Annotated in this window: 10 protein-coding genes; 5 read left to right on the top strand and 5 right to left on the bottom strand. The window is 62.5% G+C overall.

From position 1 onward, the window contains the following. Nucleotides 1-36 precede the first annotated feature (36 nt). Complete coding sequence (locus tag L8V01_RS09730) at nt 37-1,458, top strand: MDR family MFS transporter (protein WP_269946865.1); 1,422 nt, start codon at nt 37-39, stop codon at nt 1,456-1,458. Between the two features lie 59 nt (nt 1,459-1,517). On the opposite strand, the gene L8V01_RS09725 is transcribed toward L8V01_RS09730, so the two are convergent. Continuing rightward, entirely contained in the window at nt 1,518-2,726 is a 1,209-nt protein-coding gene (locus L8V01_RS09725) for a serine/threonine protein kinase (RefSeq protein ID WP_269946864.1), read from the bottom strand. Between the two features lie 221 nt (nt 2,727-2,947). Between L8V01_RS09725 and L8V01_RS09720 the strand changes: the two genes are divergently transcribed. After that, nucleotides 2,948-5,710 (top strand): ATP-dependent Clp protease ATP-binding subunit, encoded by a 2,763-nt coding sequence (locus tag L8V01_RS09720; protein ID WP_269946863.1) that lies wholly within the window; start codon nt 2,948-2,950, stop codon nt 5,708-5,710. 91 nt (nt 5,711-5,801) lie between these two features. Here L8V01_RS09720 and L8V01_RS09715 read toward each other — a convergent pair whose 3' ends face one another. Further along, complete coding sequence (locus L8V01_RS09715; protein WP_269946862.1) at nt 5,802-7,013, bottom strand: lipase family protein; 1,212 nt, start codon at nt 7,011-7,013, stop codon at nt 5,802-5,804. 58 nt (nt 7,014-7,071) lie between these two features. Between L8V01_RS09715 and L8V01_RS09710 the strand changes: the two genes are divergently transcribed. Continuing rightward, a complete protein-coding gene (locus L8V01_RS09710; RefSeq protein WP_080970400.1) occupies nt 7,072-7,242 on the top strand; it encodes a DUF4236 domain-containing protein in 171 nt (56 codons plus the stop codon). Between the two features lie 56 nt (nt 7,243-7,298). On the opposite strand, the gene L8V01_RS09705 is transcribed toward L8V01_RS09710, so the two are convergent. Next, nucleotides 7,299-8,159, bottom strand: coding sequence for an HhH-GPD family protein (locus tag L8V01_RS09705; RefSeq protein ID WP_269946861.1), 861 nt, complete (start codon nt 8,157-8,159; stop codon nt 7,299-7,301). A 35-nt stretch (nt 8,160-8,194) separates the two neighbouring features. Here L8V01_RS09705 and L8V01_RS09700 point away from each other — a divergent pair, with 35 nt between their 5' ends. Both L8V01_RS09700 and L8V01_RS09695 read left to right on the top strand, forming a co-directional pair. Continuing rightward, nucleotides 8,195-8,809, top strand: a complete 615-nt coding sequence (locus L8V01_RS09700; RefSeq protein WP_269946860.1) for a carbonic anhydrase — start codon at nt 8,195-8,197, stop codon at nt 8,807-8,809. Between the two features lie 62 nt (nt 8,810-8,871). Further along, nucleotides 8,872-9,576 (top strand): flagellar basal body-associated FliL family protein, encoded by a 705-nt coding sequence (locus L8V01_RS09695; RefSeq protein ID WP_269946859.1) that lies wholly within the window; start codon nt 8,872-8,874, stop codon nt 9,574-9,576. A gap of 3 nt (nt 9,577-9,579) precedes the next feature. Here L8V01_RS09695 and radA read toward each other — a convergent pair whose 3' ends face one another. Then, nucleotides 9,580-10,947: a DNA repair protein RadA gene (radA, locus tag L8V01_RS09690; RefSeq protein ID WP_269946858.1), complete on the bottom strand. Its 1,368-nt coding sequence runs from the start codon at nt 10,945-10,947 to the stop codon at nt 9,580-9,582. A 69-nt stretch (nt 10,948-11,016) separates the two neighbouring features. Further along, nucleotides 11,017-11,601, bottom strand: coding sequence for a hypothetical protein (locus L8V01_RS09685; protein WP_269946857.1), 585 nt, complete (start codon nt 11,599-11,601; stop codon nt 11,017-11,019). Between the last annotated feature and the right edge of the window lie 53 nt (nt 11,602-11,654).

The raw sequence follows: 11,654 nt of genomic DNA, 5'->3' as shown, positions 1-11,654 counted from the left end.
CTTTCCCCATACCCGAGGCCTCAGTATCCTGTCTGGGTGTCTCAGAAACCAGATCCCCACATTTCCGCAGAGGTAAAAATCAACCTCACCATCCTCGTCCTTGGTGCGATGGTGATGATCCTGAACGAGACCGCACTTTCGGTGGCGCTGCCCACCATCATGGCGGACTATGGGATCCTAGCCACCTCTGCGCAGTGGCTGCTTACCGGTTTCCTGCTCACCATGGGCGTGGTCATCCCTACCACAGGTTTTCTCATGGATAAGTTCACCACCCGACAGATCTTTCTGGCCTCGTCTGGGGTATTCCTAGCCGGTACCGTGTTGGCTGCCCTTGCCCCCGCCTTCGGTGTCTTACTCGCGGGGCGCGTCTTTCAAGCTGTCGGGACAGCGTTGATGATCCCCACCCTGATGACGGTGGCCATGACCCTCGTCCCGCCGCAGCGCCGCGGCAGCGTCATGGGCATTATTTCCGTGGTCATTTCCGTCGCCCCGGCGCTTGGCCCCACGGTAGGTGGCGTCATCTTGAGCGTTTCTACCTGGCATGTCATTTTCTGGGCCATGGTGCCGTTGCTCGGTCTCATCTGCGCCGCAGGCTACTTCCGCCTAGTCAACGTGGGCGATAAGCGTGATACCCCGCTGGATTTCCCTTCCGTCATCTTGTCCATCGTCGGCTTTGGCGGGCTTGTATACGCTGTTTCCTCCATCGAGAACATGCTGGATGGCGATGGCGTAGGTGACATCATCGTCCTCGCGGTTGGCTTGGTGACTCTAGCGCTATTTACCCGCCGCCAACTGCGCCTAGCCAAAGATAACCGTGCCCTTTTGGACATGCGCCCGTTTACGGTCCCGAACTTCACCGTGGCGGTACTTGGCATGCTGCTCATGTTCGGGTTGCTGCTCGGCGTGGTCAATATTTTGCCCATCTATCTGCAAACCTCTCTGGCGGTAAGCTCCTTGGTTACCGGGCTCGTCGTCATGCCTGGCGGATTGCTCCAAGGCGGCATCTCGCCTTTGGTCGGCCGCCTTTATGATGTCCACGGACCCCGCCCGCTCATGATCCCCGGCGCCCTGATATTCGCCGCAGGAACTTGGTTGATGACCCTACTTAGCCAGGACAGCGCGGTATGGATGGTCATTGGCATGCATGTCCTCTTTGCCCTTGGCATTGCGCTCATGATGACGCCGCTGATGACGACGTCTCTGGCCTCCCTACCGGACGATCTCTATTCCCACGGTTCTGCCATCCTCAATACCCTCCAGCAGCTGGCGGGCGCAGCCGGCACCGCCTTTTTGATGACCTTCCTCACCCGCGGCACCAAGTCCGGTGCCGCCCAAGGCATGAATGAGGCCGCCGCCACCGCTCACGGTGCGCACTGGGCCTTCCTTTTCGCTGGAGTGCTCTCGATCGTGGTCGTGGTGCTTGCCCCATTCCTAAAGCGGGTGCCATCCGCAAACTAGCCACCAGAGCATGCAAGAGGCCCGCACGCGTGGCATGCGGGCCTGAAATTATGGCGCGGTTAAGAGGCACATAGCGGCAGGTTCAGTCGCTCATCCTCGGCCCTATCGCCCCACACCAAGAATGCGGACTGTGTGCCTTCAACGGCCATGACATAGGTAGGCACATCCGCAGTAGTCTCGAAGCTTTGGATGGTGCATTGGTCATTGGAAAGCTCGACCGGTTCGGCGTCGGGAAGCATCGCGTCGCGCTCCTCCACGCTGGGGTAGTAGGTCACGATATAGCTAAACCCATCGCCCACGCAGGAAATCTTTGCCTCCTGGCCAGTTTCCGGATCGCGCGACGAGCATTTTGCCCCATCGAAGCCGTCCTGGCCGCTGCGCGAGCCCACCAGGTTTGGATAGGCATCCGCCAGGTTTTGCTCCTTGTCATTCCAGCTGGGGTAGGACAGGAAGAACCACAGCGCGGCCGCCGCAGCAATCGCGGCCACTGCCAATACAGAGATGAGCGCAATGAGTCCGCCCTTGCCCTTTTTCTTCGGCGCCGGGGCCATCGGCTGCTGCGCCGTGGGCTGTGCCATCGCCAGCGGTTGCGGTTGTTGCTGTTGTTGCGGTGGGGCGAATTGCTGCTGTGGGCGCGGCTCCGGCTCCTGCACGCGCGGAATCTGCGCGGTATCAAACTCGCGCTGCGGGCGCAGGTCAGCCACCACATCCTTGGCACTACCCGCATTGCCGGTGGGCTTATACTCTGGGCACTTGCGGGCGACGAGCTCTTCAAATGCCGCTACCGCATCGCCGTGCTCCTCACCAGACGGGCCGGCCGCGGCCAGCACCGAAATTTGGCGTTGCTTATCGACGCCCACTCGGGCCTCCCTCAGCCCATGCACCGCAAAATCCGCCTGATTGCGAGAAACCAAAAAGTCCACCGCACCCGCCAGCGGGCCGAAGACCTCCACGGCATCCTCGCGGCTGAGGTTATTGGGCAGCTGCGAAAGCTGCGTGCCGGAAAAACCCTCGCGCACGATGAATTCTTGGTCGTCTGCGGTGGTGCCCGTGCCGACCAGCGGTGCGATAGCTGGGTGATGCAATCCGTGCAACGCGGTGGACTTTTCCACCATGCCGGTGGTGCCCGGGGCAAAGATCTCCACGCTCAACCGCTGGTGGGTGGTTCCGTCTTCTACGGCGAAGAGTGTGGAGGAAGGGGCGTCATCCACTACGGCCAATTCGTGCAAGTTGTGCTGGGTGGCAAAGAACTCAGGAAGCTGGGGCACGGTCGAGATTTCCTTAAACAATGCGGGAGAGGGCAGGGAACAATAAAACGATTCTAGATTACATTCCCGTGCCCCTGTTCGCTACCGGCGTACACCCGTGTGAGCTGCGAGGATGGTGGATTCTCGAGGCATTGCGGGCATCTGGGGACAAAACCGGAAATTATCGGCGGATTGCCGCGTTAGAGTGGGTACCACATTAGAAGCGAAAGTATAGGGGAATCATGTTCGAGAGGTTTACCGATCGTGCTCGCCGCGTCATCGTTTTGGCGCAGGAAGAAGCACGCATGCTTAACCACAATTACATCGGCACCGAGCACATCCTGCTCGGCCTTATCCATGAGGGTGAAGGCGTAGCCGCCAAGGCGCTGGAGTCCATGGGTATCTCCCTGGAGGATGTCCGCCGCGAGGTCGAGGAAATCATCGGCCAAGGCAGCCAGCCGCACACCGGCCACATCCCCTTTACTCCACGTGCCAAGAAGGTTTTGGAGCTCTCCCTGCGTGAGGGCCTGCAGATGGGGCACAAGTACATCGGTACTGAGTTCCTCTTGCTTGGTCTCATTCGCGAGGGCGACGGCGTCGCCGCCCAGGTGCTGACCAAGCTCGGCGCGGATCTGCCGCGTGTGCGCCAGCAGGTTATTCAGCTGCTCTCCGGTTATGAGGGCGGCCAGCAGGAGGGTGGTTCCTCTAATGGCCAGGGCTCCGGTCCGGTGGGCGCGGGCGCTGGTGCAGGTGCCGGAGCTGGCGGCCGCGGCGGCTCTGGTGGTTCTGGTGAACGCTCCAACTCCCTGGTCCTTGATCAGTTCGGCCGCAACCTTACCCAGGCCGCCAAGGACGGCAAGCTCGATCCCGTCGTGGGCCGCGAGTCTGAGGTAGAGCGCATCATGCAGGTGCTGTCTCGCCGCACGAAGAATAACCCGGTCCTCATTGGTGAGCCGGGCGTTGGTAAGACCGCCGTCGTCGAGGGCTTGGCGCTCGACATCGTTAACGGCAAGGTGCCGGAGACCCTCAAGGATAAGCAGCTGTACTCGCTGGATTTGGGCTCCCTGGTGGCCGGTTCCCGTTACCGTGGTGACTTTGAGGAACGCCTGAAGAAGGTCCTTAAGGAGATCAATCAGCGCGGCGATATCATCTTGTTCATCGATGAGATCCACACCCTGGTTGGTGCTGGTGCTGCCGAGGGCGCCATTGATGCTGCCTCGCTGCTGAAGCCAAAGTTGGCCCGCGGCGAGCTGCAGACCATCGGTGCTACCACCCTGGATGAGTACCGCAAGCACATCGAGAAGGACGCCGCGCTGGAGCGCCGCTTCCAACCGGTCAAGGTAGACGAGCCTTCCCTGGATGACACCTTCCTGATCCTGAAGGGCCTGCGCGATAAGTACGAGGCACACCACCGCGTTTCCTATACGGACGAAGCGCTGCACGCTGCAGCCTCCCTCTCGGACCGCTACATCAATGACCGCTTCTTGCCGGATAAGGCCGTCGACCTCCTTGATGAGGCCGGTGCCCGCATGCGCATCAAGCGCATGACCGCGCCAAAGGGCCTGCGCGAGGTCGATGACCGCATCGCCGAGGTCCGCAAGGAAAAGGAAGCTGCCATCGATGCCCAAGACTTCGAAAAGGCAGCCGGCCTGCGCGATAAGGAACGCAAGTTGGGCGAGGAGCGCGCCGAAAAGGAAAAGCAGTGGCGCTCCGGTGACCTTGAGGAAATCGCCGAGGTGGGCGAGGACCAGATCGCAGAGGTCTTGGCGCACTGGACCGGTATCCCTGTGCTGAAGCTGACGGAGAAGGAATCCAACCGCCTGCTCAACATGGAAGAAGAGCTGCACAAGCGCATCATTGGCCAGGACGAGGCGGTCAAGTCCGTCTCCCGTGCCATCCGCCGCACCCGTGCAGGCCTTAAGGATCCGCGCCGCCCGTCCGGCTCCTTCATCTTTGCCGGACCGTCCGGTGTGGGTAAGACCGAGCTGTCGAAGTCCCTGGCTAATTTCCTCTTCGGCTCGGATGATGACCTCATCCAGATCGATATGGGCGAGTTCCACGACCGCTTCACCGCCTCCCGCCTCTTCGGTGCCCCTCCGGGATACGTTGGCTACGAAGAGGGCGGCCAGCTGACCGAGAAGGTCCGTCGCAAGCCGTTCTCCGTTGTGCTCTTCGATGAGATCGAGAAGGCCCACAAGGAGATCTACAACACCCTCTTGCAGGTGCTGGAAGATGGCCGGCTTACTGACGGCCAGGGGCGCGTCGTCGACTTCAAGAACACCGTCCTTATCTTCACCTCGAATCTGGGCACCCAGGACATCTCGAAGCCGGTGGGCTTGGGCTTTACCGGCTCCTCCGAGAATGATGCGGACGCGCAGTACGATCGGATGAAGCAGAAGGTCAACGACGAGCTGAAGAAGCACTTCCGCCCGGAGTTCTTGAACCGTATCGATGACATCGTTGTCTTCCACCAGCTCACCCAGGAGCAGATTGTGGAGATGGTCGAGCTGCTCATCGGCCGCGTGGCCAAGCAGCTGGATGAGCGCGATATGGGCATCGAGCTCACCGACAAGGCCAAGAACCTCCTGGCCCAGCGCGGCTTCGACCCTGTCTTGGGCGCTCGCCCGCTGCGCCGCACCATCCAGCGCGAGATCGAGGATCAGCTCTCCGAGAAGATCCTCTTCGGCGAAATCGGCGCCGGCGAGATCATCACCGTCGACGTCGAAGGCTGGGACGGCGAGTCCAAGGACAATACGGGCGCGAAGTTCACCTTTAGCCCACGCCCGAAGCCTCTGCCGGAGGACACTGAGGAGCTACAGCTTGACGACGCCGAGGTGCGCGACAACGACGCCGAGCCCACCGATTCCGGCGAGCCCGACACCATCAGCCCCGACGTCCCAGGCGATGGCGGTTCCGCCGCCGCCGGCACCGACCTAGAGTCTGACTCCGACTCTGATGACGGCGGCCACAACCCGCCGCCAGCAGGCGCCGGCCAGCCGATGTAATCAGGAGCACGAGTTAAAACCACCCAGCATCTCGCTTTCTGCGAGGCTGGGTGGTTTTGCGTTGCGAGCGGTTCGGATCTTCTGGGCCGGCTCAGCCCGCACAATTCGACGGCGCCGGTTTCCCGTCGAAGCGGTCAAAGAGATACTTCAAGCCCACTGGGATATTAACGTATAGAGGTAATGCGTGATCGGCGCCGGCGCCCGGAATCGTTGCGGTACCAGGCGCGGCCATGAAGTCCACGGTCCCGCCCATCTGGCAGTACGCCCCTGCGGTGGACCGAACTTGTTCATGCGGGATGAGGTCATCGTGCGGCGAGCTGGCGATCAACGCCGGTCCCTTCAGCGCATGTTTTCCTAGGTTCTGGCGTAGCAGGGTCTCTTTAATGATGGGCTTGCGCTCCACAAGATCAGAGAGTGATTCCCCTGTGCGAGTGAGCTGGCGGGTAGTGCTAAAGCCCCACATGAGGATGGAGTCACCCGTGCAGCTGGTGGCCGCCGAACGCAGGAAATCAATGCCGCGTGGATTGAGCTCTTCTAGGACCGCATCGCGGAACTTGGGGTCGCGCTCAGCAAAGCCGTTGATGGCGTAACCCAGCACATGGACGATGGAGGAGCCGTCGATGGCCTTCATCACCTTTGGTAGGTCGGCCGGCGGCGCGCCGGAGTAGGTACCGGCCACGTTCAGCTCGGGCGCATAAGAGTCGGCGAATTCCGCGGCGGCCAGCGAGGCACCGCCGCCCTGAGAGTAGCCCGCAAAGCCAATAGGCGCGTCCTTTGGAGCGTGGGCCAGCTCCAGGCCGGAGCGGGCGGCATCGAGCATGGCGTGCGCTTCTTCAATGTGATTGACATAGGTGTGGTGCCCCGGCATGCCAAGGCCGATGAGGTCCGCCACGATGACTCGGGCACCATGCTGGAGCGCACCCATGTAGAAGCCGTACTCGTAGTTCGCGTTGATGGTGGGGGAGCCGACCTTGCTTAGCCCCACCGAGCCCAGGCCCATGCCGGCACGCGACGGCGCGCACTGGTCGCCTGCGCCGCGGGTACCAGGCGCGAAGATGATGGTCGGCCGCTCGCCTTTGCCGCGCCACGGTGTATTCGGCTCGTATAAGGTTGCCGAGGCCTGAATCGGCCGACCATCATCCGTAGTGGTGTCATACGTGAATACCTGCCCGCGGCCGACGCCATCGAGCACATGCGGCGAAGGCCGGGCCGAGGTCACCGCCGCCTGCGCTGTCGGCGGAACGAAGAGGGTACCGAGAATTAGTGAACAAACGGCCAAAAGCCTTATGCAAATCTTTTCCATATCCAAAACCTACTGGTCAGTAGGAACGGTGGAGGTGAAATTGCTAAAATAAATGCCCATGGGACTTCAGTATCGTTCAAGAAAAAAGACCGGCAAGAATAGCTGGATCAACGTTTCTGGCTCCGGAGCCTCGATGTCTACCAAGGTAGGGCCGGTAACGTTTAATTCCCGCGGCGGAATGTGGGTAAATCTACCCGGCGGCTTCAATTTCCGCGGTCGGTGGCGTTAAACAGATCACACCCGCAAGATCGCGACCTGCGAATATAGCCGGCCGTTATTAACTCCCTAAATGGGTAGGTGGAATAGGCCGGCGTCGTTTTGCTCGGCGAGGCCGTCGGCAAGCAGCGAAGCCAACGCCCGAGAGCGCTGTGCCGCATCGGGCCAGACCACATCAATCTCGGACTGGGGCACCGGCCCATCCGCCGCGCGCAGCACATCCAAAATCTTGCCGCGCACCTGCCGGTCCGTGCCCACGAACTTCTGCACGCGCTTTTTCGCCCGCGCCTGCTCCTGCGCACTGGGCTCCGGCCGGCCAGCTAACTGCCACGCACAGCTTGCGCGCAGCGGGCACTGCTCGCAGGAGGGGTTCTTTGCCGTGCACACTAGCGCGCCCAACTCCATGAGCGCGGCCGAAAAGCGCGGCCCATTCTCGGCCGGCAAAAGCTCGGCTACGGCCGCCAACTCCCGCTTCGCGGGCTGCGGCGCCAAGAACCGGCCCTCTTCCGCCCGGGCATAAACCCGCCGCACATTGGTATCGACCACCGGCACATTTACCCCATAGTGAAAGCACGCCACGGCGCGCGCGGTGTAGTCCCCAATACCTGGTAGGCGTAGCAATTCATCGACGTCCGCGGGAACCTCGCCGATGCCAATTACCCCCGCGCACTCCCACAGGCGCAGGGCGCGGCGCGGGTAGCCCAGCTTGCCCCAAGCGCGCAGCACCTCCGCCCGGGTAGCCTGTGCGAAGTCCGCAGGGGTGGGCCAACGCCGCATCCATTCCTCCCACACGGGGGCCACGCGGGCGACGGGGGTTTGCTGGCTCATGACCTCACTGAGCAGCACGCCCCAGGCGCTGGTGCCAGGTCGGCGCCACGGCAGGTCGCGCTCATTGGCATCGAACCAGGAAAGAAGAGCTTGCGTATCCATCGTGAGGGATAGTCTAAGGCATTAGAATGTGGCCTATGCCTTTACGTAATGTTGCCCACGAACCCCAGGCCGTTTGGGAGGCCCTCCAGGCCGGAAACCAGCGCGTTCTCGACGGCGAGACCGTCGACGTGCGCGAGATCTATAACCGCGAGGGCCTGACCCACGGCCAGGATCCCCGCGTGGTGGTCATTTCCTGTTCCGATTCCCGCGCCCCTATCGAGCACGTATTCAATATTGGCTTCGGCGATGCCTTTGTCATCCGCACCGCCGGCCACATTCTTGACGACGCCGTCGTAGCCTCCCTCGACTACGCCCTCGCCGCCCTCAAGCCCAACCTATTGGTGGTCCTGGGCCATCAATCTTGCGGCGCGGTCGGTGCGGCTACCGGCTTTGTTGGCGGCGGCGAGCTGCCCACCGGCCTGCAGCGCCCCATCATTGAAAAGGTCGCTGCCTCCGCGCTGGTAGCAGGCTCAAAGGCCACGACTGACGACGTCGAACGGGAACACACCCGCCAGACCGTCGCCCAACTAGTCGCCAGCGTTCCCAACGTCCGCCGCCTGCTCGACGAGGGCGCCTTGGGCGTTGTCGGCGCGCGCTACCTGCTGGAGGACTCCAGCGTGGAGACGCTGCAGACCCTTGGCGTGAAGTAGCGGCCTGACACGCGGCGCGGGCTTAGCGCACCGGCCCGCGCCCACCGCTTAAAATTGACAGCGTGACGCAGAAAAAGCCCCTACCAGAAGAGATCTACAAGCGCCGCCGCGTGGCTGCGCTCATCATCGTGCTCGTGTTGGCCGTGGTGCTGATCTGGGCGGCCGTGGCCGCCTTCGGGGGCAGCAGCGACGAGCCGGCCGATACCGCCGCACCTGCGCCTACGTCCGCAGTTGAAGAAACCTCCTCCTCTGTCGCCCCGGAATCCTCCGCGGCCGTCTCAGAGACGGAGACGTCGGCCGAGGGGGATTCGGAAAGCAAGGCGGCCGAAAGCGAGCCGTCGAGCGCTGCGCCTGCAAGCTCCGAGGCAGCCAAGAAAACCTGCGACCTCGCGGATCTCGATGTCCGCACCTCAATGCTGAACTACTCCGTGCCGGAAGGCGAGCTGCCGAAATTCTTTATGACCGTCACCAACCCCACGGCCGCGGACTGCAAAATCGACCTTGATAAGAACCTATTGCGCTTCGAGGTCTACAAGATGGCCGATAATGAGCGCGTGTGGTCCGATACGGATTGCTATGCCTCCGTGCAGACCGGATCGCAGACCTTCCCGGCCGGCAAGGACGTTAAATTCGAGGCCGAATGGTCCCGCCAAGCCTCCAAGCCGGGCGAATGCACCAACCGCCCTGCGGCCGAGCCCGGTGCCTACTTTGCCCACACCGTCATCGGCGATAACTCCTCCCCGCCGCAGGATTTCACCCTGCGCTAGGCGCTACCCCGACACTGCAGCGATGGCTTGCCCCAGCGTCGCCACTTGGCGCACCTGCATGCCTTCGACCGGCTCGATATCCCCGCGCGGGACGAGCGCGTGCTTGTAGCCCAGCCGCGCGCCCTCCATCAAGCGCCGTTCCACATTAGATACTGGGCGCAACTCGCCGGCCAGGCCGACCTCGCCGATGACTACCGTCTTGGCCGGCAGCGGCTGCTCGTGCAGCGAGGACCACGTCGCCAGCGCAACCGCCAAATCCGTCGCGGTCTCCGTAATCCGCATCCCACCCACCGTGGCCACGTAGGCGTCCTTGTCGTTGGTGCGCTGGCCGGCCCGCGCCTGCAGCACCGCGAGCACCATCGGCACGCGATTGGAATCTAGCCCGGTAACCACGCGCCGCGGGTTCTTCGCCACCGGGTCCACCGTCAGCGCCTGTACTTCTGCCAGTATCGGCCGCACGCCGTCCATCGCGACCGTCACGGCCGAGCCATCCGGTGTCGTACCGCGGTGCGAGAGGAAGAGCCCAGAGGGGTCTGCAACCTCCCGAATGCCGCCGGCCGTCTGCTCAAAGCAGCCCACCTCATCGGTGGCGCCGAAGCGATTCTTGATGCCGCGCAGCATGCGCAGGCTGGATTGGCGGTCGCCTTCGAAGTTTAAGACGACGTCGACAAGATGCTCCAGCACGCGCGGGCCGGCCACATTGCCATCCTTGGTCACGTGGCCGACCAGCAGCACTGGAATGCCGGTGGATTTCGCCAGGGAGGTCAGCGCGGCCGTCACCGCGCGCGATTGCGCCACGCCACCGGATACGCCCTCCACACCCACGGCGTGCATGGTCTGTACGGAGTCGACGATAATAAGGCTCGGCTTAAGCTTATCGACGTGCCCAAAGACCGCATCCAAGTTGGACTCGGCCGCCAAATACAGCGATTCCTGCAGCGCCCCGGTGCGCTCGGCGCGGGAGCGGACCTGGCCGGCGGACTCCTCGGCCGTCGCATAGAGCACGGTGCGGCCGAGCTGCGCCCACCGCGAGGCTACTTCCAGCAACAGCGTGGATTTTCCCACACCGGGCTCGCCGGCCATAAGTACCACCGAACCCGGCACGATGCCGGTGCCCAAGACGCGGTCGAGCTCGCCGATGCCGGTGCGCACCGTCTTTGTCGCCTGCGCCCCAATCTTGGTAATCGGCTGCGCCGGGCTCGACGGCGCCACGCCCTTGCTTGCCGACGCCCCTGCCCCCGGGCTCGCCACCACCGGTGCCCTTTCCTCCAACGTTCCCCACGACCCACAGTCCGGGCAGCGCCCGAGCCACTTGGGGGAGACGTATCCGCATTCGGAGCAGGTATGGATGGGGCGAGATTTCTTGGCCATAGCTTCTAGCCTAAAACACATAAACGCCCCCAGCCCGGAAAGGGAGGCTGGGGGCGGAAGCGCTGCGGCTTAGTCCTTCGGGGCCTCGGAGTAACCCTCTGGGGACTCGACATCACGATCGAATTCGCCGGACTGCATCTGGGTGGCAGCGATGGTGGCGTTTACATCAACGGAGCCATTGGAGAACTTGAAGGTAACCGGGCGGTCGCCGGCGTAGCCAAAGTCATCGTTCTTCAGCTTGGTGGCGATGTACTGGACGGTTTCGGAATCCTGCTGGGGGTGGGCTTCCAGGTTCTTCTGGGAATCAGCAATGATGGACTGATCGCGGTGCAGCGGCTTGGTCTGCTTCATCTCGACGCTCTGGCCATCAACCTTGACGGATTCCAAGGAGACGACGTCGGTGTCATAGCCCTGGTTGACCGCGCTAAACTTCAACGCTGCGCTGCCATCCGGCTCTACCAAGATGGTGACATCGCGAACTGCAACCTTGTTATCATCCGTGCTTGCAGAAGCGCCATCGACCGCTGCCACCTTTTCAGCGGTCTGGGTGACGTGACCCGCCGAGCAAGAAGCCAGCGCCAGAGCGGAGACGGCGGTAACGGAAATAATGGCACCGCGGCGGGCGGCGGACTTCAGGGACTGCACGTTGAGCATCCTCCATCAATTGCGATCACAGGGCTTATCAACGCTTTAGCCTAGTCCCTTTC

The organism is Corynebacterium curieae, from assembly GCF_027570035.1.
GTDB lineage: Bacteria > Actinomycetota > Actinomycetes > Mycobacteriales > Mycobacteriaceae > Corynebacterium > Corynebacterium curieae.
The sequence above is the reverse complement of the archived record's forward strand: the minus strand, read 5'-3'. Positions and strand labels throughout refer to the sequence as shown.